We start from the raw sequence: 20174 nt of genomic DNA, 5'->3' as shown, positions 1-20174 counted from the left end.
GTGCCGCGAGGCCCTAATTCCTCTGTATCAGGAACTTTACCTTCAGCTGACGCGAGCCTTACGCACGCCTTCGGACAGCGCCGAGCAAAGGCTCAGCACGCCGTCGATGGCCTGGTCCGGTGTGGTCGCGTTGGCGATGTGATCGATCAGTGCCGAACCCACCACCACACCATCGGCCAGACGCGCAATGGACGCGGCCTGCTCCGGCGTGCGTATACCAAAACCGATGCTGATCGGCAGATCGGTATGACGACGCAGACGCGCCACCGCTTCCTCGACGTGTTCCAGCGTCGCCGCACCGGCACCGGTCACACCGGCAACCGACACGTAGTAAACAAAGCCGGAGCTGCCGTTCAACACTTTTGGCAGACGCGCATCATCGGTGGTCGGGGTGGTCAGACGGATGAAGTCGATGCCCGCCGCCTGGGCCGGATCGCACAGCTCCGAGTTGTGCTCCGGTGGCATGTCGACCACGATCAGGCCATCAACCCCAGCCTCTTTGGCTTCGGCGATGAAGCGCTCGACGCCGAACTTGTGGATCGGGTTGAAGTAACCCATCAGCACCAGCGGCGTGTCGCTGTTGTCCTTGCGGAACTCGCGGACCATTTGCAGGGTTTTCGTCAGGTTCTGCTTGGCGCCCAAGGCACGGATGTTCGCCAGCTGAATCGCCGGGCCGTCGGCCATCGGGTCGGTGAACGGCATGCCCAGCTCGATCACGTCGGCACCGGCTTTCGGCAGGCCTTTGAGGATCGCCAGCGAGGTGTCGTAGTCCGGGTCGCCAGCCGTGACGAAGGTCACCAGGGCGGCGCGGTTCTGTTCCTTGAGTTCGGCAAAGCGGGTTTGCAGGCGGCTCATCAGTGTTTCTCCTGCTTGGATTGCTCTTGTTGAGAGTGTTCCATGTGGTGCATGACGGTCTGCATGTCTTTGTCGCCGCGACCGGACAGGTTGACCACCATCAGGTGATCCTTCGGCAGTTTCGGTGCGCGTTTGAATACTTCGGCCAGGGCGTGGGCGCTTTCCAGTGCCGGGATGATCCCTTCCAGACGGCAGCACTGGTGAAACGCAGCCAGGGCTTCATCGTCGGTCACCGAGGTGTACTGGACGCGGCCGATGTCATGCAACCACGCGTGCTCAGGGCCGATGCCCGGATAGTCGAGGCCGGCGGAAATCGAGTGGGCGTCGATGATCTGACCATCGTCGTCCTGCAGCAGGAAGGTGCGGTTGCCGTGCAGCACACCCGGTACACCGCCGTTGAGGCTGGCCGCGTGCTTGCCGGTCTCGATGCCGTAACCGGCGGCTTCGACACCGATGATTTCAACGCTCTTGTCGTCGAGGAACGGGTGGAACAGGCCCATGGCGTTGGAACCGCCGCCGATGCACGCCACCAGGCTGTCCGGCAGGCGGCCTTCCTGGGCTTGCAGTTGATCGCGGGTTTCCTTGCCGATCACCGCCTGGAAGTCGCGAACCATGGCCGGGTAAGGGTGCGGACCGGCCACGGTGCCGATCAGGTAGAAGGTGCTGTCGACGTTGGTCACCCAGTCACGCAGCGCTTCGTTCATTGCGTCTTTCAGGGTGCCGGTGCCGGCGACCACCGGGATCACCTCGGCGCCCAGCAGCTTCATGCGGAACACGTTGGCCTGTTGGCGTTCGATGTCAGTGGTGCCCATGTAGATCACGCAGTCCAGACCGAAACGCGCAGCCACGGTGGCAGTGGCCACGCCGTGCATGCCGGCGCCGGTCTCGGCGATGATGCGTTTTTTGCCCATGCGCCGCGCCAGCAGGATCTGGCCGATGCAGTTGTTGATCTTGTGCGCGCCGGTGTGGTTCAGCTCTTCGCGCTTGAGGTAGATCTTGGCGCCACCGCAGAACTCGGTCAGGCGCTCGGCGAAATACAGCGGGCTCGGACGTCCGACATAGTCACGCTGGAAGTAGGCCAATTCTTCTTTGAACGCCGGATCTTCCTTGGCTGCTTCGTATTCGCGGGCCAGGTCGAGGATCAACGGCATCAGGGTTTCGGCAACGTAACGGCCGCCGAACGAGCCAAACAGGCCGTTGGCGTCAGGGCCGTTACGCAGATCGGAGGTGTTCGAAGTCTGGGTCATGGTTCGCTCCAGCGGATTTCACGAGAAGACAATGGCGTTCACTCTACCCCTGACCTTCCAGGCTGAAAACCGATAAGATCGCCACAACCTGTCAGGAAAACTCACAGATATCATGAGCCATGACCTTCCCCCGCTGAACGCCCTGCGCGCCTTCGAAGCCACCGCCCGCCTGAACAGTGTCAGCCAGGCTGCGGAGCAACTGCACGTGACTCACGGTGCGGTCAGCCGCCAGCTCAAGGTGCTGGAAGAGCATCTCGGCGTCAGTCTTTTCGTCAAGGACGGTCGTGGCCTGAAACTCACAGATGCCGGCATCCGTCTGCGCGATGCCAGCGGCGAGGCGTTCGACCGCTTGCGCAGCGTTTGCGCCGAACTGACCCAAAGCACTGCCGATGCGCCGTTCGTGCTCGGTTGCTCCGGTAGCTTGCTGGCGCGCTGGTTCATTCCGCGACTGGGAAGGCTGAATGCCGATCTGCCGGATTTGCGTCTGCACCTGTCAGCCGGCGAAGGCGATCTCGATCCACGACGCCCGGGGCTGGATGCATTGCTGCTGTTCGCCGAGCCGCCATGGCCGGCAGACATGCAAGTCTATGAGCTGGCCAGCGAGCGCATCGGCCCGGTCATGAGCCCGCTGTTCAGCGGCTACCAGCGCCTGCATTCAGCACCGCCCATCGCCCTGCTCGACGAGCCCTTGCTACACACGACTTCACGCCCGCAAGCCTGGCCGAGCTGGGCGCAGCAGAGCGGCCTCGACGCCAAGGCGTTGAAACTGGGGCAAGGTTTCGAGCACTTGTATTACTTGCTGGAAGCGGCCGTCGCCGGCTTGGGCGTGGCAATCGCGCCAGAGCCGCTGGTGACCGAAGACTTGAAGGCCGGACGCCTGGTCGCGCCGTGGGGTTTCAGTGAAACCCCGGCGCAACTGGCGTTGTGGCTACCCAAGCGCGCCGCAGACGGACGCGCCCGGCAATTGGCGCAGTGGCTCAGAAACGAGCTGCGCCAGGCGGATCACTCGCCGCGCTTGAACAGCAGATAAGCGGCCAGAAGACCCAGCGCACCAACCGCAACACCGGCAGTCGTCCACGGGTGTTCCTGTGCGTAATCGCGGGTGGCGATCCCGGTCTCGCGGGTTTTGACTTTGACTTCTTCGTAGGCATCGCTAAGCAGGCTGCGCGAATGTTTCAGCGCACTTTCGGCATTGCTTTTCAGCGCCTTGAGGGTCTTGCGCGAGTCGTCAGAAGCGTCGTCCTTCAGGCTTTCCAACGATTTGAGCAGACTCTCGATCTCCGCTTCCATGCTTTGCAACGAGGCTTTGCGTAACGAGGTGTTGGCCATGGTGGCTCTCCTGCATTGGTGATGAGTGGCGTGTGTTGGTTGGGACTTCAGCGTTTCTGGAAAGTGCAGAAAATCTGAACTTCCTCTCGCCCGGATCGCCGAAATCAACACGGCAAATCGCTGCTAGGCTCAATTGCACACTTCAAGGAGAACACCATGAGTGACCATCACACCTACAAGAAAGTCGAGCTGGTCGGTTCGTCCACCACCAGCATCGAAGACGCGATCAACAATGCGCTGGCGGAGGCCAACAAGAGCATCAAGCATCTGGAATGGTTCGAAGTGACCGAAACCCGCGGCCACATCAAGGACGGCAAGGCGGCGCACTTTCAAGTGACCCTGAAAGTCGGGTTCCGGATTGCCAGCAGCTGAGTTTGGTCTACGCTTCTGAACTTGCGCGCTGGCCGAGTGCCATAGGAATGGCAATGCGCTACGAGGTGAGCGCATCGAGAGAATGGCTCGATGCCCGCCTTAATTAAAATCCGACCAGGGAGTGCGACCGATGAAGAAGTTGATATTGGCAGTAGGTTTGTTGAGCCTTGCGGGTGGTGCGTTTGCTGCCGGCAAGCCTTGTGAAGAACTGAAGGCAGAAATTGCGGCCAAACTCGATGCCAAGGGCGTTTCCAGGTATTCGCTGGAGATCGTCGATAAAGGTGCTGCAGCTGGCGGCAGGGTCGTCGGCAAGTGCGAGGGCGGTGCGAAGGAAATCGTCTACAAGCGCGACTGATCACGCCGGAAAAACAAAAGCCGACGCAATACGTCGGCTTTTTTTTGAACGGCAATCGGGCTCAGCCCTTCATCACCTGCGCCAGCAGCTCGTAGGAGTGCAGGCGGTCGGCGTGTTCGTACAGGTCGCAGGTGAAGATCAGCTCATCAGCCTGGGTCTGTTCGATCAGCACTTCGAGTTTCGCGCGGATTTTCTGCGGACTGCCGACCATCGCCAGACCGAGGAAATCCCCCACCGCCTCACGCTCGTGGGGCAACCACAGGCCGTCCATGGTTTTTACCGGCGGACGCTGCACCAGACTTTGCCCACGCATCAGCGCGAGGATTCGTTGGTACACCGAGGTCGCCAGGTAGTCGGCCTGTTCATCAGTGTCCGCGGCCACCAGCGGCACGCCGAGCATCACGTACGGCTTATCGAGTACCGCTGACGGCTTGAAGTGATTGCGGTAGACGCGAATCGCCTCGTGCATGAAGCGCGGAGCGAAATGCGAGGCGAAGGCGTAGGGCAAACCGCGCTCGCCGGCCAGTTGCGCACTGAACAGGCTGGAGCCGAGCAGCCAGATCGGTACATTGGTGCCGGTGCCCGGCATCGCGATCACGCGCTGATCAGGGGTGCGCGGCCCGAGAAAGCGCGCCAGTTCAGCCACGTCTTCAGGGAAATCATCGGCGCTGCCGGAGCGCTCGCGGCGCAGGGCACGGGCAGTCATCTGATCGGAACCCGGTGCACGGCCCAGGCCGAGGTCGATCCGACCCGGATAGAGGCTTTCAAGGGTGCCAAACTGCTCGGCGATCACCAGCGGCGCATGGTTGGGCAGCATCACACCGCCAGAGCCGACCCGGATGGTCGACGTGCCGCCGGCCAGATAGCCCAGCAACACCGAGGTGGCGGAACTGGCGATGCCATCCATGTTGTGGTGCTCGGCGACCCAGAACCGCGTGTAGCCGAACTTTTCGACGTGCTGTGCCAGATCCAGCGAGTTGCGCAGCGACTGGGCCGGGCTGCCGTTCTCGCGCACCGGCACCAGGTCGAGGGTGGAAAACTTTACGTCGGACAGTTGCTTCATAAACCTGCATCTCCGATTGAGGGCGCAGGTGTGTTCTTGGCGAACGCAAACCTGCCCAATTCATAAGCGTGTTCTGTGCAATGAGGGCATATACCCGAGTTTCAATAGCCGATCCGAAATTTCCTACTAAAAAAGTCAACGATTTACTTGGGCTGAACTTTGTTCCGGCGTCTATCCTCAGAAGCCTTGCAGGCAAAAACCACGACGGCGCGGCGTTTCGCGCCCGATTTGAAGGAGGCACACATGGCTATCGTGAAGAAGGCATCCGCACATTGGGAAGGTGACCTGAAAACCGGCATCGGCTCGATTTCCACCGAAACCGGCGTCCTGCGTGAAGCGCCCTACGGCTTCAAGGCGCGCTTCGAAGGCGGCAAGGGTACCAATCCGGAAGAACTGATCGGCGCTGCCCATGCGGGCTGTTTCTCCATGGCGTTCTCGATGATTCTCGGTGACGCCGGGCTCAAGGCCGACAGCATCGACACCCAGGCCGAGGTCACGCTGGATCAGGTGGACGGCGGCTTTGCGATCACTGCAGTGAAACTGATTCTCAAGGCAAAAATTCCGGGAGCGACCCAGGCGCAGTTCGAGGAGCTGAGCAACAAGGCCAAGGAAGGTTGCCCGGTGTCCAAGGTGCTGAATGCGAAAATCAGCCTCGACGCCTCACTGGTCAGCTGACTGCTTGAGCCGGATCAGAACCCGCCAGGCAAAAATGTGGTCGAATAAGTGACAGCAGCTTTCGCGCATCTTCGTGCGCGCTGCTTCGATGGAGCTTCAACCATGAAACGTTTTGCCTTGGCGGTTTTTGGTCTGGCACTGGCCAGCTCGGTTTGGGCCGCACCAAAACCCTGTGAAGAACTGAAAGCCGAGATCGAAGCCAAGATCCAGGCTCAGGGAGTCACTTCCTATACGCTCGAGATTGTCACCAATGAAGAAGTCCACGACCAGAACATGGTTGTTGGCACCTGCGACAACGGCACAAAAAAGGTCATCTATCAGAAGAACGACCGCTGATACGCTTCAGATGATGCAGTTGACTTCGCGATCCTCGGCGACGATCTCCCGCTTGTCGTTATACAGGCGGGCACTCGGGGTGAAGGCCAGAGAACGGCCTTCCAGCCTGTAGCGCTGCCCCGCTTCGAAATGATCGTAGCGGATGGTCAGATAACACAGGCGCTCCACCGGGCCGGTCATCAGGCTGCCACCTCCCCCGAACACTTCAAAATCGAAGCGAACCCGCAACTCGTGGCTGCCGGGCGTTACCTGGAAGAAACGCCCGTCAGTCAGTCGCTGGTTGTCGAGACGCTCAGCCATCAGCAGTTTCCCGCCCGGGGACGGCGTGGAGAACTCGACCCAGGCCATGTTCGGGTCAACGGGGGGCAAGGGCGTCTGGCAACCAGCGAGCAGGCCGGCGGCGAGCAACAGCATCAACGTGCGCATGATGAATATCCGTGAGTTCGGACATCCAGCGTAACGCCGATCAGGTTCGCTGGCAGCCTGCCGGCGTGCCCTGGCCCACCACGTTGCGTTGTTGATCGTAGAGTTTGGCCCACGGGCGGAAACCGATGCTTCCCGCCTGCAACTGATAACGCTGGCCGGCGTTGAAATCGTTGAATTTCACGCTCAACTGACAATCACGCCATAGCGGCTCGGCATCCGGGCCGATGTTGGTCGCCTCGACCGGAAATTGATAACGCACCCTCAGCTCATGGCTGCCGGGCTGCACTTCGAAGTAACGATGATCGACGGAAGCCTTGTTGTCGACTTCCAGCGCCTGCAACGCCGTGTCCTGTTGCCGGGCATCCAGATCGATCCAGGCTTGCGAGGGGTCAGGGGACGGCATTCCGAATCCGGCACAACCGGCCAGCGTCAGCACGCTTCCTGTCAGTATCAACATGCGCATAGCGGAGCTCCAATGGGCGGGATAGTCTTGGGCAGACTTTCCGGGGGATTTCTTATTTTGATCAGGCCGCTTCCAAGCCATGGGTTACTTGATCGCGTTTTGCGGGTTTTGTTTCCGGGTGTGATGATTTTGTTGCTCAACGGTTGCTCAAGCCTGAGCTATTACGGCCAGCTGGCCAGCGGTCAGCTGCAGCTTTTGCGGGCGCGGGAGCCGGTGGCCAAGGTGATCGCAGACCCGGCTCGCGATGCCAAGCTGCGCACTCACCTGGCCCAATCCCAGAAAGCCCGGGCCTTCGCCAGCGAACACCTGCACCTGCCGGACAACCAAAGCTATCGCCTTTACGCCGATATCGGCCGGCCGTTTGTCGTGTGGAATGTGTTCGCCACCCCGGAGTTTTCCCTGAGCCCGCAGAACCATTGCTTCCCGATTGCCGGTTGCGTGGCCTACCGCGGCTATTACAGCCAGAGCGCGGCGCGGGGCGAAGCAGCGATTCAGCGCCTGCAAGGCATGGACGTGTCGATCGGCGGCGTCGAGGCCTACTCGACCCTCGGCTGGTTCAACGACCCGATCCTCAATTCGATGATGGGCTGGGGCGACGAGCGTCTGGCGACGCTGATCTTCCATGAGCTGGCCCACCAGCGCTTCTATGTGAAAGACGACACCGAGTTCAACGAGTCCTTCGCGACCTTCGTCGAGCAGGAAGGTACGCGGCAGTGGCGAGCGTTTCGGGGCTTGCCCCCGGAAAACGACTCGAAGCTCAAGCAGCGGGATCAATTCATTCAGTTGATCCTCGATACCCGTTCACGCCTCGAAAAACTCTATTCACAACCATTGGCGACAGCGCAGATGCGCGAGCGCAAGGCGGCGGAGTTCGAACGGTTTCGACAGGATTACCGAGCGATGCGCGATGACCAGTGGGCCGGCGACAAACGCTATGACGCCTGGGTCAATGCGCCGTTGAACAATGCACGGTTGTTGCCGTTCGGGCTGTATGACCAGTGGGTGCCGGCGTTTGCGGCGTTGTTCAGGCAGGTCGAAGGGAATTGGGTCAGGTTTTACGCAGAGGTCGAGAAGTTGGGTGGCTTGCCAGTCGTTGAGCGTAAGTCGGCTTTGAAAGTGCTGGCAGGCTCATAAATCTACAGCGGCTTTTTTGGCCCCATCGCGAGCAAGCTCGCTCCCACAGGGACAGTGTTTCAGCAGTGGTACTCGGTTTCCTGTGGGAGCGGGCTTGCCCGCGAAGGCGATATCACTGGCGCTGCAAAAACGCCTGATGCAGCTCCGCCAGCGTCTCGAAGTGATACGCCGGTGCTTCAGCGCTCAGCTCTTCATGGCTGCCAAAACCGTAACCCACGGCCGCCGCATCCAGACCGTTGCTGCGAGCACCGATCAGATCGTGTTTGCGGTCACCGATCATCAACGTACTGGCCGGGTCCAGTCTTTCCTCGGCGATCAGGTGGGCAATCAGCTCGACCTTGTTGGTACGGGTGCCGTCCAGTTCGCTGCCGTAGATCACCTTGAAGTGTTTGGCGAAATCAAAGTGCCGGGCGATTTCCCGGGCGAACACCCAAGGCTTCGACGTCGCGATATACAGCTGCCGGCCCTGGCTGCTCAAGGTTTCCAACAACGGCGTGACGCCGTCGAACACCCGGTTCTCGTACAGGCCGGTGACCTTGAAGCGCTCGCGGTAGTAATTCACCGCCTCCCAGGCCTTGGCTTCGTCGAAACCATAAAACTGCATGAACGCCTGCAACAGCGGCGGGCCGATGAAGTGTTCCAGTCTGGTCAGATCCGGCTCGTCGATGCCGAGTTTGCTCAAGGCGAACTGGATGGAGCGGGTGATGCCCTCACGCGGGTCGGTGAGGGTGCCGTCAAGGTCGAACAGTACGGTCTGGTAATGCATGAAAAATCCCGGGCGGTAGAAAGAAAAGTCAGAGCTGGTCGTAGCCTTCAGCCAGATGCAGGTCCTTGAGCTTCACGTAGTTCGCCGCGCTGTAGGTGAAAAAGGCGTTTTCCTTGTCGGTCAGCGGGCGGACCTGTTTCACCGGACTGCCCACGTACAGAAAACCGCTTTCCAGGCGCTTGCCCGGTGGCACCAGGCTGCCGGCGCCGATGATCACATCGTCCTCGACCACCGCGCCGTCCATGACGATGCTGCCCATGCCGATCAACACGCGGCTGCCGACGGTGCAGCCATGCAGCATGACCTTGTGGGCGATGGTCACGTCATCGCCAATCAACAGCGGAAAACCGTCCGGATTGAACGGGCCGGCGTGGGTGATGTGCAGCACACAGCCATCCTGCACGCTGGTGCGCGCGCCGATGCGGATGCGGTGCATGTCGCCGCGGATCACGGTCAGCGGCCACACGGAGCTGTCTTCGCCGATTTCGACGTCGCCGATCACCACCGCCGAGCCGTCGACAAAAGCGCCTTGGCTCAAGCGTGGGGTGTGATTCTGGTACTTGCGAAGGGACACGATTAGTTCTCTCTCTGTCGCCGATAGCTGCGGTGGGTGTCGATTGTAATTAAGATGGGCGCATGTTTCTTCCAGCCAAGGTGCCAACCGTGAGCGTGAACAACCCTCTTCTGCAGTCCTACGACCTGCCGCCGTTCTCCGCGATCCGTGCCGAACACGTGCAGCCGGCCATCGAAACCATCCTGGCCGACAACCGCGCCGCCATCGCCGAAATCCTCAAGACCCAGGGCCAGAACCCGACCTGGGCCGGGCTGGTGCTGGCGATGGACGAACTCAATGATCGCCTGGGCGCTGCCTGGAGTCCGGTCAGCCACCTCAATGCCGTGTGCAACAGCGCCGAACTGCGTGAAGCCTACGAGTCGTGCCTGCCGGCTTTGAGCGCCTACTCCACCGAAATGGGCCAGAATCGCGAGCTGTTCCAGGCCTATGAAGCTTTGGCCAACAGCCCGGAAGCCGCCGGTTTCGACGTGGCCCAGAAAACCATTCTGGAACATGCGCTGCGCGATTTCCGTCTCTCGGGTATCGACCTGCCCGAAGCCGATCAGAAACGCTACGCCGAAGTGCAGAGCAAACTGTCCGAGCTGGGCAGCCGCTTCTCCAACCAGTTGCTCGACGCCACCCAGGCCTGGACCAAGCACCTGACCGACGAAGCCGCCCTCGCCGGCCTGACCGATTCGGCCAAGGCGCAAATGGCTGCTGCCGCACAGGCCAAAGGCCTCGACGGCTGGCTGATCACCCTGGAATTCCCGAGCTACTACGCGGTGATGACCTACGCCCAGGACCGTGCGCTGCGCGAAGAAGTCTACGCCGCCTACTGCACCCGTGCGTCGGATCAAGGCCCGAACGCCGGCCAGAACGACAACGGCCCGGTGATGGACGAAATCCTCGACCTGCGTCAGGAACTGGCAAAACTGCTCGGTTTTTCCAGCTTCTCCGAACTGAGCCTGGCCACCAAAATGGCTGAATCCAGCGATCAGGTGCTGAGCTTCCTGCGCGACCTGGCCAAGCGCAGCAAACCGTTCGCCGCCCAGGATCTGCAACAGCTCAAGGCTTACGCCGCCGAGCAGGGCTGCGCCGATCTGCAAAGCTGGGACAGCGGTTTCTACGGTGAAAAACTCCGTGAACAGCGTTACAGCGTCGCTCAGGAAACCTTGCGCGCCTACTTCCCGATCGACAAAGTGCTGGGCGGTCTGTTCGCCATCGTTCAACGTCTTTACGGCATCGAAATCGCCGAACTGAAAGGCTTCGACACCTGGCACCCGGATGTACGCCTGTTCGAGATCAAGGAAAACGGCCAGCACGTCGGCCGCTTCTTCTTCGACCTCTACGCCCGCGCCAACAAGCGCGGCGGCGCGTGGATGGACGGCGCCCGCGACCGTCGCCGCACCGTCGACGGCGTGCTGCAAAGCCCGGTAGCCAATCTGGTGTGCAACTTCACCCCGGCCGACAGCGGCAAGCCTGCGCTGCTGACCCACGATGAAGTGACTACCCTGTTCCACGAATTCGGCCACGGCCTGCATCACCTGCTGACCCGCGTCGAGCATGCCGGCGTTTCCGGTATCAACGGCGTGGCGTGGGACGCGGTCGAGCTGCCGAGCCAGTTCATGGAAAACTGGTGCTGGGAGCCGGAAGGCCTCGCGCTGATTTCCGGCCACTACGAAACCGGCGAGCCGCTGCCGCAGGATCTGCTGGAAAAAATGCTCGCGGCGAAGAACTTCCAGTCCGGCCTGATGATGGTGCGTCAGCTGGAGTTCTCGCTGTTCGACTTCGAACTGCACGCCACCCACGGTGACGGCCGCAGCGTCGCGCAAGTGCTGGAAGGCGTACGCAACGAAGTCTCGGTAATGCGACCTCCGGCCTACAACCGCTTCCCGAACAGCTTCGCGCACATCTTCGCCGGCGGTTACGCGGCGGGTTACTACAGCTACAAATGGGCGGAAGTGCTGTCGGCGGATGCCTTCTCCAAATTCGAAGAAGACGGCGTGCTCAATGCCGACACCGGTCGCGCGTTCCGCGAAGCGATCCTCGCCCGCGGAGGTTCGCAGGCGCCGATGGTGCTGTTCGTCGACTTCCGTGGCCGCGAGCCGTCGATTGACGCACTCTTGCGCCACAGCGGCCTGAGTGAGGACGCGGCAGCATGAGTGAGGCACCCGTGAAGACCAAAAAACGCTTTATCGCCGGGGCGGTCTGCCCGGCGTGCAGCGAGCCGGACAAGCTGATGATGTGGAGCGAGGACGATGTCCCGCACCGCGAATGCGTGGCGTGCGGCTACAGCGACACGCTCAATGCCCAAGGGCTGTCGGTGCCGAAAGAATTGGGCACGCGGGTCAACACCAGCGCGCTCAAGCCGGCACCGGACAAAACGGTTCAGGCGGTGCAGTTCTTCCCGAATCCGAAGCTGAAGAAAAAGCCCGACGAGCAGCACTGATCCAGAACCACCTTCCACGATTCGTCGGTGGAAGGTGGTATTGGCTTACCACCTGTCCCCCGCACTTGCTTCGTAGGCTGGCCTTTTGCGCCACGCCTCGAAGGAAGCTGCCATGCCCGACACCAATCCCCTCCTGCAACCCTGGACGCTGCCACCCTGGCCGGCGATTCGCGCCGAGCATCTCGTGCCGGCAGTCAACCGCATCATTACCGACAATCGACGCATCATCGCCCAGGTGATAGTCAGTCAGACCGATCTTCCCGGCTGGGATGATCTGGTCCTGAGCATCGACGAAGCCGACGCCCGCCTCAGTGAAGTCCGCTCGATTCTCGAAACCCTGTCGGTGGGCAGGTCCGACGATGCCGTCTGGCTAGTGGAAAGTGCCAAGGCGCATCTGGCAATCAATCAGTATCGCTCCGAAAAGGCCCGCAATCGCCCGTTGTACGAGACCTATCAGCGTTTGGCGCAGAGTTCGATCGCCGGCAGTTTCGATGAATCGCGCACCCGCGCCCTGGCGCGGATTCTGCGAAGATTCAAGCAGTCGGGCATTGAGCTTCCCCCTGACCAGCAACAGGAACTGGCGCGGTTGAACCGCGAGATCGGTGGGCTGGAGTACGTATTTCTGGATAACCTCGAACGCTGGGCCGCGAGCTGGAATAAGCACATCGACGATGCTGCACTGCTCGCGGGCCTGTCGCCGGCGATGAAAGATCGGCTGGCACTTGCCGCACGCCAGGCCGGGCATGACGGCTGGCTGATCCGCCTGGATCAGAACACCTGCCAGCACATCCTCAAATACGCCGAAAACCGAGCCTTGCGCCAGGAATGCTGCATTGCCTACGCGACCCGCGCATCCGATCGCGGACCGCTGGCCGGCCGCTTCGACAATGGCCCGGTGCTGGCCAAGCTGCTAGCCTTGCGCCAGCAACAAGCCCGTTTTCTCGGTCATGAAAACGCCGCGCAACGGAGTCTGGCAAAGGAAAGCGGCGGGACCACGGCGTGGGTCAGTGGGTTTCTTCAGCGTCAGGCGACGCAGCTGGCACCTGTCCTCGCGCAGGATGCCAAACAATTGGCTGCCTTTGCCCGACAACGCGGGATCGACCGGGTCCAGCCATGGGATGAAGATTTCCTCGCCGAGCAATGGCGCCAACAACAGTTTCCCGGTGTGCTGGAAAACCTGCGGGATTACTTCCCGCTGGAGGGCACCCTGCGCAGGCTGTGTCTGTTCTGCGAGCGGATGTTCGGGATCCGCATCGTCGAGCAGTCCGGCGGGGGGCACTGGCATGACGATGTGCGCCTGCTGCAAGTCAGCGAGCATGGGCAGGTCATCGGCTACATTTACCTTGAGCCGTTTCACCGTGACAACGCTGCGGATTTCCCCGGCACCTCCACACTGCGCAACCGCCGCATCAATGCCGAAGGTCGCCCGGCGCTGCCGATAGCCCTGCTCTACAGCAATTTCACACGGCCTACCGACACCCATCCCTGTCGGCTCGAGCTCGATGATCTGCGGGTGCTGTTTCATGAGTTCGGGCATTGCCTCCAGCATGTGCTGACGCGCTCACCCCACTACAACCTGTCCGGTGTCCTGCAATTGAGCCATGAAGCGGCGGAGTTTTCCGGGCAGTTGTTCGAGCAGTGGTGTCTGTCACGGGAGTTTTTGCGCTGGCTCGGCGTGCATTTCCAGACTGGCGAACGCTTGAGCACCGCACGGATCGACGCGGCGTTGTCGGCCAGCCAGGCTCATTCCAGTCGACAACAGGCCTTGTTGCTGATGGGAGCGATGATCGATTTCGAGCTGCACCTGACCCACGGTGATGGGCGCTCGGTCGAAGAGGTTTGCAGCGACGTGCAGCGCACTCTGGGTCATCTGCAACTGCCGGACAATCACCGGTTCGCCAATGGTTTCGATTACATGGTGACCCAGTACGACGCTTCGGTTTACACCTACGTCTGGTCGGGCGTGCTGGCCCAGGAAGCGTTCAAGCGCTTCAGCCGCGACTGGGTATTCAACGCGCAAACCGGCCGCGAGTTTCGCGCGACCTTCTTTGCGCCGGGTGCAGGGCGTCCATTGCTGGACGCGGTGGAAGCGTTCATCGGCCGGCCGGTCGCCGGCCTCGTTGAAATGGAGGCCGGAGGAGTTACTTCAGATTGACCGTCTGAAACCAGCTCTTCATCGAGCACGTGGCAAACGCGCTGGTGCTGCAATCGCCATTGGCCAGTGCGGTGCGCAATTTATCGACATCAGCCTGCATCACGTAGCGAACGCCGTCCTTGAAGTGGCCGCTTTCACCAAACCCGCCCTGAGTCATTTCGTTCAGGGCGTCTTCCTTGCTCCAGCCCTGCACGACAATCCGGTACATCGCCGCCATCAGGCCGGTGCGATCGGAGCCGTGCTTGCAGTGCATCAGCACCGGGCCTTCGGCTTCGGCGGACTGAATGGCACGCAGGGTCTTGAGCACATCACTGTCGTCCACGTGATTGGTGCGATAGGGCAATTGCACCTGATGGATTCCGGGGGCTTTCAGCCAGTTGGAATCCGCTTCCGGCAGGAAGTTGATAACCGTCGCCACTTTCAGGTTGTTCAACAACGGCACTGCACCGTCATCGGGGAGTGCACTGCGGTAAAGCGTGGGCGACATCTGGAACAGGTTGTATTGCACCTCGACCGGTTGCGCCCACTCAGTGGGACGAGCAGCAGCCGGAGCCTCCGCCGCTTGGGCGGGAATACAGCTGAACAGGGCAAGCAGCGACAAACAGAATGCGGAGGAAAAACGCGTCAGGAACATGCTTTGCGGCGACCGTGTGGGTTTTGTCATTGAAGGCCTCAGCTTGCGAGCCATGCAGTCAAATCCCCGTGAGGCGCTTGTAAAAGAATCGTGAAGACACCGGTTTACTTGGCGAAAAACGCTGTTTTTTTGGCTGAATCGGTTCATCTCGTTGCTTAGCCTGCTACCATTTGTCACATCATGTTGCAGACGCGTCCTCGTTGTTCCCGTCCTTCCGGCCACGTCGCAAACAGAAAATTCTTGAGCCGTTCGCAGAAACGGCTGACAACCATCAATGCCTGATGAGGTGCACCCCCCATGTCTGATGAAGATCGAGACAACCCGCGGCGTGAGTTTTTGCGCAAATCCCTGACCCTGATTCCGGTCGTGACTCTGGCCGGCAGCGGTCTCGGCAGCACGGTGCTGCAAGCCGCGCCCGAAAGCGCGCCTGCCACATCCCAGGCAAAATCGGCCACGGTTGAAGCCAGCACGTATCAGCCGAGCTACTTCACCGCTGAAGAGTGGGCGTTCATCAATGCCGCCGTCGCGCAATTGATCCCCAACGATGCGCAGGGTCCAGGCGCACTCGAGGCCGGCGTGCCGGAATACATCGACCGTCAGATGAACACGCCGTACGCCGCCGGTGCCCTTTGGTACATGCAGGGCCCGTTCAACGCCGACGCCGCGCCGGAGATGGGCTGGCAGAGCAAACTGGTGCCAAAAGAGATCTATCGCCTCGGCATTGCCGCCACGGATCAGTGGGCAAAATCCATCAACGGCAAAACATTTGCCGAGCAAGACAGCGCTACCCGAGACGATCTGCTCAAGCAGCTTGAAGCCGGAAAACCGCAATTCGACGCGGTTCCGGCGAAGATTTTCTTCAGTCTGCTGCTGCAGAACACCAAGGAAGGGTTCTTCTGCGACCCGATCCACGGCGGCAATAAAGGCATGGTCGGCTGGACCATGATCGGCTTCCCCGGCGCCCGCGCCGATTTCATGGATTGGGTGGAACGCAACGAGCAATACCCCTTCCCGGCAGTTTCGATTCGCGGCGAGAGGGCGTGAGCATGGCAACGGTAATGAAGAAGGTCGACGCAGTGATCGTCGGTTTCGGCTGGACAGGCGCGATCATGGCCAAGGAGCTGACCGAAGCAGGCCTCAACGTGCTGGCGCTGGAACGCGGGCCGATGCAGGACACCTACCCTGACGGCAACTATCCCCAGGTGATCGACGAACTCACCTACAGCGTGCGGAAAAAACTCTTCCAGGACATTTCCAAAGAGACTGTCACCATCCGTCACAGCGTCAACGACATCGCCCTGCCAAACCGCCAGTTGGGCGCGTTCCTGCCGGGCAATGGCGTGGGCGGCGCCGGTTTGCACTGGTCGGGCGTGCACTTTCGGGTCGACCCGATCGAGTTGCGCATGCGCAGCCACTACGAAGAGCGTTACGGCAAAAGTTTCATCCCCAAGGACATGACCATCCAGGACTTCGGCGTCAGCTATGAAGAGCTGGAGCCGTTCTTCGATTTCGCCGAAAAAGTCTTCGGCACCTCCGGTCAGGCCTGGACCGTGAAAGGCCAACTGGTCGGTCAGGGTAAGGGCGGCAACCCGTACGCCCCGGATCGCTCGAATCCGTTCCCGCTGCAAGCGCAGAAGAACACGGTTTCCGCACAGCTGTTCGGCAAAGCGGCTACCGAAGTCGGTTACAAACCCTACAACCTGCCATCCGCGAATACGTCGGGGCCGTACACCAACCCCTACGGCGCGCAGATGGGTCCGTGCAACTTCTGCGGTTTCTGCAGCGGTTACGTTTGCTACATGTATTCCAAGGCGTCGCCGAACGTGAACATTCTGCCGGCGCTAAAGCCACTGCCGAATTTCGAGTTACGGCCTAACGCTCATGTGCTGCGGGTCAACCTCGACAGCACTAAAACCAAAGCCACCGGCGTCACCTACATCGACGGCCAGGGCCGGGAGATCGAGCAGCCGGCGGATCTGGTGATCCTCGGCGCGTTCCAGTTGCACAACGTGCGCCTGATGCTGCTCTCCGGTATCGGCAAACCCTACGACCCGGTCAGTGGTGAAGGTGTGGTCGGGCGCAACTTCGCCTACCAGAACATGGCCACCATCAAGGCGTTCTTTGACAAGGACACCCACACCAACAACTTCATCGGTGCCGGCGGCAACGGTGTGGCAGTGGATGACTTCAACGCCGACAACTTCGACCACGGGCCTCACGGTTTCGTCGGTGGCTCGCCGATGTGGGTCAACCAGGCCGGCAGCCGACCGATCGCCGGCACCTCCAACCCGCCGGGCACCCCGGCCTGGGGCAGTGCGTGGAAACGCGCCACCGCCGATTACTACACCCACCAGGTGTCGATGGACGCCCACGGCGCGCATCAGTCCTACCGTGGCAACTACCTCGATCTGGATCCGGTGTACCGCGATGCCTACGGCATGCCGCTGCTGCGGATGACGTTCGACTGGCAGGAAAACGACATCAAGATGAACCGCTTCATGGTCGAGAAAATGGGCAAGATCGCCGAGGCCATGGGCCCGAAAGCCATTGCCGTGATCGGCAAGAAAGTCGGCGACCACTTCAACACCGCGTCGTACCAGACCACCCACCTCAACGGTGGCGCGATCATGGGCACCGATCCGAAGACCAGCGCGCTCAACCGCTATCTGCAGAGCTGGGACGTGCACAACGTGTTCGTCCCGGGCGCCTCGGCCTTCCCGCAAGGCCTGGGCTACAACCCCACCGGCCTGGTTGCCGCGCTGACCTACTGGTCGGCGAAAGCGATCCGCGAGCAGTACCTGAAAAATCCCGGCCCGCTGGTTCAGGCTTAAGGAGCGATGACCATGAAAACTCTCGTTATCGCGACCCTGGCCCTGCTCGGCAGCGCTGCCGTTCATGGCGCCGAAGTTGATCAATCCTTGATCAAGCAAGGCGAATACCTCGCCCGAGCCGGCGACTGTGTGGCCTGCCACACGGCCAAGGATGGCAAGCCGTTCGCCGGTGGCCTGCCGATGGAGACCCCGATCGGCACGATCTACTCGACCAACATCACCCCGGATAAAACCGGTGTCGGTGACTACAGCTTCGAGGACTTCGACCAGGCCGTACGGCATGGCGTCGCCAAAAACGGTAGTACCTTGTACCCGGCGATGCCGTACCCGTCCTACGCCCGTGTCAGCGAACCCGACATGCAGGCGCTCTACGCCTACTTCATGCACGGCGTGGAACCGGTGGCGCAAGAGAACAAGGCCAGCGACATCCCGTGGCCATTGAGCATGCGCTGGCCGCTGATGGGCTGGCGCTGGCTGTTCGCGCCGAAGGTCGAAGACTACAAACCCGCGTCGGACGACGCAGTCGTCAGCCGTGGGGCGTATCTGGTGGAAGGCCTCGGACATTGCGGCGCCTGCCATACGCCACGGGCTCTGACCATGCAGGAAAAATCCCTGAGCGCGGCCGAAGGCAGCAGTTTTCTGTCAGGCAGTGCACCGCTGGAAGGCTGGATCGCCAAAAGTCTGCGCGGCGACCACAAGGACGGTCTCGGCAGCTGGAGCGAAGAACAACTGGTGCAGTTTCTCAAGACCGGGCGCAGCGACCGCAGTGCGGTGTTCGGTGGCATGAGCGACGTGGTCACCCACAGCATGCAATACATGACCGACGCCGACCTGACCGCGATTGCCCGTTACCTGAAATCGCTGCCGGCCAATGACCCTGCCGACCAGCCGCACCAGTACGACGAAAAAGCTGCCAAGGCCTTGTGGAACGGTGACGACAGTCAGCGCGGTGCGTCGGTGTACATCGACAACTGTGCGGCGTGCCACCGCACTGACGGCCATGGCTACACCCGGGTGTTCCCGGCGCTGGCAGGCAATCCGGTGCTGCAATCGGACGACCCGACTTCGCTGATCCACATCGTGCTCAAGGGTGGCACCCTGCCTGCGACGCACACGGCACCGTCCACCTTCACCATGCCCGGTTTCGCCTGGCGCCTGTCGGATCAGGAAGTGGCGGATGTCGTGAGCTTTATTCGTGGCAGTTGGGGCAACAAGGGCGCGCCCGTCAAGGCCGCTGATGTCGCCGAATTGCGCAAGGACGATATGAAGCAAACCTCGAACGATGACCTCGGCCAGGTGACACAGCACAACTGACTGTTCGCCCAACGGCACTAGTCAGATCGACAGCGCCTCGATACTGTATATGCACACAGTATCGAGGCGCTGCCATGTCCACCCCTCTTCCTCCGCGCGGTCGCGGCACCGCCACCAACCCGCACAACCGCTTTGCACCGAGTCGCTCGGTGGCCGAGGACGACGGCTGGTATCAGGAAGTGCCATTGACCCAGGGCACCGAGGTCAGTTTCGAGACGGCTAAGACCATCATCACCCGCAACACCTCGCCGGACCTGCCCTTCGACCGCTCGATCAATCCCTATCGCGGCTGCGAGCATGGCTGCATTTATTGCTATGCACGGCCCAGCCACGCCTATTGGGACATGTCGCCGGGGCTGGATTTCGAAACCAGGCTGATCGCCAAGACCAATGCCGCCCAGGTGCTGGAGGAACAGCTTGGCAAGAAAGGCTATCAATGCGCGCCGATCAATCTCGGCTCCAACACCGACCCGTATCAACCGATCGAACGCGAACACAAAATCACCCGCCAGACCCTGGAAGTGCTGCTGCGCTACCGGCACCCGGTGACCATCGTCACCAAGGGCTCGCTGATCCTGCGCGACCTCGACCTGCTCACCGAACTGGCGCAGCAACGGCTGGTGGCGGTGATGATCAGCCTGACCACCCTCGACGACGAGCTCAAACGCATCCTCGAGCCCCGCGCCGCCGCGCCCAAGGCCCGGTTGCGGGCCATCCGGGTCATGCGCGAGGCGGGGATTCCGGTCGGTGTGCTGTGTTCGCCAATGATTCCGATGATCAACGACAGCGAAATCGAAAGCCTGCTGACCGAGGCCCACGCGGCCGGCGCCCAGAGCGCGGCCTACATGATGCTGCGCCTGCCGCTGGAGGTGGCGCCGCTGTTTGAAGAATGGCTGGCGGCGCACTACCCGCAGCGCGCCACCCATGTACTGAGCCTGATCCGCCAGAGCCGTGGCGGCGAGCTGTACGACAGTCGCTTTGGCGCGCGAATGCGCGGTGAAGGGCCGTTTGCCGACCTGCTTGCCCAGCGCTTCGCCAAAGCGCTGAAACGCCTGGGGCTCAATCACCGCGAAGGTTTCAACCTCGATTGCACGGCCTTCTGTCCGCCGGGTCGCCAGATGGCGCTGATTTAGGAACAATTGGCCGATGGTTGAGCGGCAGGAATGCTTGACCGGTTTACCCCGGTCACGTTTTTTGTGACCTGGAACACACGTTCT

At 61.2% G+C, this 20174-nt stretch carries 22 protein-coding genes; 13 read left to right on the top strand and 9 right to left on the bottom strand.

Going from position 1 to position 20174, the window contains the following annotated elements; genetic code table 11:
- Positions 1-42: 42 nt before the first annotated feature.
- Together trpA and trpB are read right to left on the bottom strand one after the other, a co-directional pair.
- Positions 43-855 carry a tryptophan synthase subunit alpha gene (gene trpA / locus ACTJK7_RS17940; protein ID WP_197869029.1) on the bottom strand — a complete coding sequence of 271 codons (813 nt, stop codon included), beginning with the start codon at positions 853-855 and terminating at the stop codon, positions 43-45.
- Positions 855-2102, bottom strand: coding sequence for a tryptophan synthase subunit beta (gene trpB, locus ACTJK7_RS17935; RefSeq protein ID WP_064379337.1), 1248 nt, complete (start codon positions 2100-2102; stop codon positions 855-857). The genes trpA and trpB overlap by 1 nt, the downstream gene beginning before the upstream one ends.
- Before the next feature lie 112 nt (positions 2103-2214).
- Between trpB and ACTJK7_RS17930 the strand changes: the two genes are divergently transcribed.
- Positions 2215-3132, top strand: coding sequence for a LysR family transcriptional regulator (locus ACTJK7_RS17930; RefSeq protein WP_108558946.1), 918 nt, complete (start codon positions 2215-2217; stop codon positions 3130-3132).
- Here the strand turns inward: ACTJK7_RS17930 and ACTJK7_RS17925 are convergent.
- Positions 3105-3431 carry a DUF883 family protein gene (locus ACTJK7_RS17925; RefSeq protein ID WP_440779322.1) on the bottom strand — a complete coding sequence of 109 codons (327 nt, stop codon included), beginning with the start codon at positions 3429-3431 and terminating at the stop codon, positions 3105-3107. The two genes, ACTJK7_RS17930 and ACTJK7_RS17925, sit on opposite strands and share 28 nt — an antisense overlap.
- A gap of 156 nt (positions 3432-3587) precedes the next feature.
- Here ACTJK7_RS17925 and ACTJK7_RS17920 point away from each other — a divergent pair, with 156 nt between their 5' ends.
- Both ACTJK7_RS17920 and ACTJK7_RS17915 read left to right on the top strand, forming a co-directional pair.
- Positions 3588-3803 (top strand): dodecin, encoded by a 216-nt coding sequence (locus ACTJK7_RS17920; protein WP_005783406.1) that lies wholly within the window; start codon positions 3588-3590, stop codon positions 3801-3803.
- A 130-nt stretch (positions 3804-3933) separates the two neighbouring features.
- Complete coding sequence (locus ACTJK7_RS17915; protein ID WP_064379341.1) at positions 3934-4158, top strand: DUF1161 domain-containing protein; 225 nt, start codon at positions 3934-3936, stop codon at positions 4156-4158.
- Positions 4159-4219: 61 nt separating this feature from the next.
- On the opposite strand, the gene ACTJK7_RS17910 is transcribed toward ACTJK7_RS17915, so the two are convergent.
- On the bottom strand, positions 4220-5221 hold the full coding sequence (locus ACTJK7_RS17910) for an LLM class flavin-dependent oxidoreductase (protein WP_039764807.1): 1002 nt from the start codon (positions 5219-5221) through the stop codon (positions 4220-4222).
- 243 nt (positions 5222-5464) lie between these two features.
- Between ACTJK7_RS17910 and ACTJK7_RS17905 the strand changes: the two genes are divergently transcribed.
- Entirely contained in the window at positions 5465-5896 is a 432-nt protein-coding gene (locus tag ACTJK7_RS17905; protein WP_011331817.1) for an OsmC family protein, read from the top strand.
- A gap of 102 nt (positions 5897-5998) precedes the next feature.
- Complete coding sequence (locus ACTJK7_RS17900) at positions 5999-6232, top strand: DUF1161 domain-containing protein (RefSeq protein ID WP_108558945.1); 234 nt, start codon at positions 5999-6001, stop codon at positions 6230-6232.
- Positions 6233-6238: 6 nt separating this feature from the next.
- Here ACTJK7_RS17900 and ACTJK7_RS17895 read toward each other — a convergent pair whose 3' ends face one another.
- A complete protein-coding gene (locus tag ACTJK7_RS17895) occupies positions 6239-6658 on the bottom strand; it encodes a PA0061/PA0062 family lipoprotein (RefSeq protein WP_108558944.1) in 420 nt (139 codons plus the stop codon).
- Between the two features lie 40 nt (positions 6659-6698).
- Positions 6699-7121, bottom strand: a complete 423-nt coding sequence (locus tag ACTJK7_RS17890) for a PA0061/PA0062 family lipoprotein (protein ID WP_108558943.1) — start codon at positions 7119-7121, stop codon at positions 6699-6701.
- Positions 7122-7178: 57 nt separating this feature from the next.
- On the opposite strand from ACTJK7_RS17890, the gene ACTJK7_RS17885 reads away from it, so the two are divergent.
- The gene (locus ACTJK7_RS17885; RefSeq protein WP_108558942.1) at positions 7179-8255 is read left to right on the top strand and encodes an aminopeptidase; all 1077 of its coding nucleotides are present in this window, start codon (positions 7179-7181) and stop codon (positions 8253-8255) included.
- A 112-nt stretch (positions 8256-8367) separates the two neighbouring features.
- Here the strand turns inward: ACTJK7_RS17885 and ACTJK7_RS17880 are convergent, their stop codons facing one another.
- Together ACTJK7_RS17880 and ACTJK7_RS17875 are read right to left on the bottom strand one after the other, a co-directional pair.
- Complete coding sequence (locus ACTJK7_RS17880; RefSeq protein WP_064379536.1) at positions 8368-9021, bottom strand: HAD family hydrolase; 654 nt, start codon at positions 9019-9021, stop codon at positions 8368-8370.
- Positions 9022-9049: 28 nt separating this feature from the next.
- Positions 9050-9595, bottom strand: coding sequence for a gamma carbonic anhydrase family protein (locus ACTJK7_RS17875; RefSeq protein WP_064379538.1), 546 nt, complete (start codon positions 9593-9595; stop codon positions 9050-9052).
- Positions 9596-9657: 62 nt separating this feature from the next.
- Here ACTJK7_RS17875 and prlC point away from each other — a divergent pair, with 62 nt between their 5' ends.
- The 3 genes from prlC (at position 9658) to ACTJK7_RS17860 (ending at position 14178) form a co-directional block, all read left to right on the top strand.
- Positions 9658-11736: an oligopeptidase A gene (gene prlC, locus ACTJK7_RS17870; protein WP_199912997.1), complete on the top strand. Its 2079-nt coding sequence runs from the start codon at positions 9658-9660 to the stop codon at positions 11734-11736.
- Positions 11733-12023 (top strand): YheV family putative zinc ribbon protein, encoded by a 291-nt coding sequence (locus ACTJK7_RS17865; protein WP_007953955.1) that lies wholly within the window; start codon positions 11733-11735, stop codon positions 12021-12023. The genes prlC and ACTJK7_RS17865 overlap by 4 nt, the downstream gene beginning before the upstream one ends.
- 112 nt (positions 12024-12135) lie before the next feature.
- Complete coding sequence (locus tag ACTJK7_RS17860) at positions 12136-14178, top strand: M3 family metallopeptidase (protein ID WP_108558940.1); 2043 nt, start codon at positions 12136-12138, stop codon at positions 14176-14178.
- Here the strand turns inward: ACTJK7_RS17860 and ACTJK7_RS17855 are convergent.
- Positions 14165-14812 (bottom strand): phosphatase domain-containing protein, encoded by a 648-nt coding sequence (locus ACTJK7_RS17855; RefSeq protein ID WP_085653891.1) that lies wholly within the window; start codon positions 14810-14812, stop codon positions 14165-14167. The genes ACTJK7_RS17860 and ACTJK7_RS17855 overlap by 14 nt on opposite strands.
- A gap of 297 nt (positions 14813-15109) precedes the next feature.
- Here ACTJK7_RS17855 and ACTJK7_RS17850 point away from each other — a divergent pair, with 297 nt between their 5' ends.
- From ACTJK7_RS17850 to ACTJK7_RS17835, 4 genes are all read left to right on the top strand, one after another.
- A complete protein-coding gene (locus ACTJK7_RS17850) occupies positions 15110-15856 on the top strand; it encodes a gluconate 2-dehydrogenase subunit 3 family protein (RefSeq protein ID WP_201819616.1) in 747 nt (248 codons plus the stop codon).
- A 2-nt stretch (positions 15857-15858) separates the two neighbouring features.
- Positions 15859-17643, top strand: coding sequence for a GMC family oxidoreductase (locus ACTJK7_RS17845; RefSeq protein WP_064379545.1), 1785 nt, complete (start codon positions 15859-15861; stop codon positions 17641-17643).
- Positions 17644-17655: 12 nt separating this feature from the next.
- Complete coding sequence (locus tag ACTJK7_RS17840) at positions 17656-18957, top strand: c-type cytochrome (RefSeq protein WP_108558937.1); 1302 nt, start codon at positions 17656-17658, stop codon at positions 18955-18957.
- A 74-nt stretch (positions 18958-19031) separates the two neighbouring features.
- Positions 19032-20090: a PA0069 family radical SAM protein gene (locus ACTJK7_RS17835; RefSeq protein WP_108558935.1), complete on the top strand. Its 1059-nt coding sequence runs from the start codon at positions 19032-19034 to the stop codon at positions 20088-20090.
- Positions 20091-20174: the final 84 nt, after the last annotated feature.

This window comes from Pseudomonas sp. 22085 (assembly GCF_052045815.1).
GTDB classification, from domain to species: domain Bacteria; phylum Pseudomonadota; class Gammaproteobacteria; order Pseudomonadales; family Pseudomonadaceae; genus Aquipseudomonas; species Aquipseudomonas glycinae.
This window is presented reverse-complemented; position numbering and strand designations above follow the sequence as displayed.

What these genes read in the sequence shown, in the direction of transcription:
- trpA (WP_197869029.1), bottom strand. Translation starts at nt 855, where the DNA reads ATGAGCCGCCTGCAAACCCGCTTTGCCGAACTCAAGGAACAGAACCGC.
- trpB (WP_064379337.1), bottom strand. Translation starts at nt 2,102, where the DNA reads ATGACCCAGACTTCGAACACCTCCGATCTGCGTAACGGCCCTGACGCC.
- ACTJK7_RS17930 (WP_108558946.1), top strand. Translation starts at nt 2,215, where the DNA reads ATGAGCCATGACCTTCCCCCGCTGAACGCCCTGCGCGCCTTCGAAGCC.
- ACTJK7_RS17925 (WP_440779322.1), bottom strand. Translation starts at nt 3,431, where the DNA reads ATGGCCAACACCTCGTTACGCAAAGCCTCGTTGCAAAGCATGGAAGCG.
- ACTJK7_RS17920 (WP_005783406.1), top strand. Translation starts at nt 3,588, where the DNA reads ATGAGTGACCATCACACCTACAAGAAAGTCGAGCTGGTCGGTTCGTCC.
- ACTJK7_RS17915 (WP_064379341.1), top strand. Translation starts at nt 3,934, where the DNA reads ATGAAGAAGTTGATATTGGCAGTAGGTTTGTTGAGCCTTGCGGGTGGT.
- ACTJK7_RS17910 (WP_039764807.1), bottom strand. Translation starts at nt 5,221, where the DNA reads ATGAAGCAACTGTCCGACGTAAAGTTTTCCACCCTCGACCTGGTGCCG.
- ACTJK7_RS17905 (WP_011331817.1), top strand. Translation starts at nt 5,465, where the DNA reads ATGGCTATCGTGAAGAAGGCATCCGCACATTGGGAAGGTGACCTGAAA.
- ACTJK7_RS17900 (WP_108558945.1), top strand. Translation starts at nt 5,999, where the DNA reads ATGAAACGTTTTGCCTTGGCGGTTTTTGGTCTGGCACTGGCCAGCTCG.
- ACTJK7_RS17895 (WP_108558944.1), bottom strand. Translation starts at nt 6,658, where the DNA reads ATGCGCACGTTGATGCTGTTGCTCGCCGCCGGCCTGCTCGCTGGTTGC.
- ACTJK7_RS17890 (WP_108558943.1), bottom strand. Translation starts at nt 7,121, where the DNA reads ATGCGCATGTTGATACTGACAGGAAGCGTGCTGACGCTGGCCGGTTGT.
- ACTJK7_RS17880 (WP_064379536.1), bottom strand. Translation starts at nt 9,021, where the DNA reads ATGCATTACCAGACCGTACTGTTCGACCTTGACGGCACCCTCACCGAC.
- prlC (WP_199912997.1), top strand. Translation starts at nt 9,658, where the DNA reads ATGTTTCTTCCAGCCAAGGTGCCAACCGTGAGCGTGAACAACCCTCTT.
- ACTJK7_RS17865 (WP_007953955.1), top strand. Translation starts at nt 11,733, where the DNA reads ATGAGTGAGGCACCCGTGAAGACCAAAAAACGCTTTATCGCCGGGGCG.
- ACTJK7_RS17860 (WP_108558940.1), top strand. Translation starts at nt 12,136, where the DNA reads ATGCCCGACACCAATCCCCTCCTGCAACCCTGGACGCTGCCACCCTGG.
- ACTJK7_RS17855 (WP_085653891.1), bottom strand. Translation starts at nt 14,812, where the DNA reads ATGTTCCTGACGCGTTTTTCCTCCGCATTCTGTTTGTCGCTGCTTGCC.
- ACTJK7_RS17850 (WP_201819616.1), top strand. Translation starts at nt 15,110, where the DNA reads ATGTCTGATGAAGATCGAGACAACCCGCGGCGTGAGTTTTTGCGCAAA.
- ACTJK7_RS17845 (WP_064379545.1), top strand. Translation starts at nt 15,859, where the DNA reads ATGGCAACGGTAATGAAGAAGGTCGACGCAGTGATCGTCGGTTTCGGC.
- ACTJK7_RS17840 (WP_108558937.1), top strand. Translation starts at nt 17,656, where the DNA reads ATGAAAACTCTCGTTATCGCGACCCTGGCCCTGCTCGGCAGCGCTGCC.
- ACTJK7_RS17835 (WP_108558935.1), top strand. Translation starts at nt 19,032, where the DNA reads ATGTCCACCCCTCTTCCTCCGCGCGGTCGCGGCACCGCCACCAACCCG.